Consider the following 1249-nt stretch of genomic DNA (forward strand, 5'->3'; position numbering starts at 1 on the left):
TGTAGTGGTTTACTGAATTTGGCCACCTGAACAGAGGTGATATGCTCATCTCAGAACAATACAGGTGTCCCAATGAAAAAAAGAAATTTCAGCGCAGAGTTTAAACGCGAATCCGCTCAACTGGTCCTTGATCAAAACTACACCGTTGCAGCTGCGGCCAGTGCTATGGACGTGGGGCTTTCTACCATGACGCGATGGGTAAAGCAGTTACGGGATGAACGACAGGGCAAAATACCTAAAGCCTCTCCTATAACCCCGGAACAGATTGAAATACGTGAGTTAAAGAAAAAGCTACAACGCATTGAAATGGAAAACGACATATTAAAAAAGGCTACCGCGCTCTTGATGTCAGACTCCCTGAACAGTTCTCGTTAATCGAGAAACTCAGAGCGCAGTATCCTGTGGTCACACTCTGCCACGTGTTCGGGGTTCATCGCAGCAGCTACAAATACTGGGTGAAAAGCCCCGAAAAGCCAGACGGCAAGCGGGCTGTATTACGTAGTCAGGTTCTGGAGCTGCATAACATTAGCCATGGCTCTGCTGGCGCGAGAAGTATCGCCATCATGGCAACCCTGAGAGGCTTCAGAATGGGACGCTGGCTTGCCGGCAGGCTCATGAAAGAACTGGGACTGGTGAGTTGTCAGCAACCCACCCACCGGTATAAACGTGGTGGCCATCAACACATCGCTATCCCAAATCACCTTGAGCGACAGTTCGCAGTGACAGAGCCTAATCAGGTATGGTGCGGCGATGTGACGTATATCTGGACAGGCAGGCGCTGGGCTTACCTCGCCGTCGTTCTCGATTTGTTCGCCAGGAAACCGGTAGGCTGGGCAATGTCATTCTCACCGGACAGCAAGCTAACCATCAAAGCGCTGGAAATGGCGTGGGAAACCCGAGGTAAACCAGCGGGAGTGATGTTCCACAGTGACCAGGGTAGCCACTACACAAGCAGGCAGTTCCGGCAGTTATTGTGGCGTTACCGGATCAGGCAAAGTATGAGCCGACGTGGAAACTGCTGGGATAACAGCCCGATGGAACGCTTCTTCAGAAGTCTGAAAAACGAGTGGGTGCCAGTGACAGGCTATATAAACTTTAGCGAAGCATCTCATGCGATCACAAACTATATCGTCGGGTATTACAGCTCGCTAAGGCCGCATGACTATAACGGTGGATTACCTCCAAACGAATCGGAAAACCGATACTGGAAAAACTCTAAAACCGTGGCCAGTTTTAGTTGACCACTACA

1 protein-coding gene is annotated in these 1249 nt (G+C 50.3%); it reads left to right on the forward strand.

The genetic code is table 11. The annotated features are described in order from the left end of the window. Positions 1-72: 72 nt before the first annotated feature. A protein-coding gene (locus tag KOSB73_RS27315) for an IS3 family transposase (RefSeq protein ID WP_098141323.1) occupies positions 73-1241 on the forward strand; the annotation gives its coding sequence in 2 pieces (ribosomal slippage) (positions 73-322 and positions 322-1241; 1170 coding nt in all). The last annotated feature ends 8 nt before the right edge of the window (positions 1242-1249 follow it).

This window comes from Klebsiella grimontii, assembly GCF_900200035.1.
Lineage (GTDB): Bacteria > Pseudomonadota > Gammaproteobacteria > Enterobacterales > Enterobacteriaceae > Klebsiella > Klebsiella grimontii.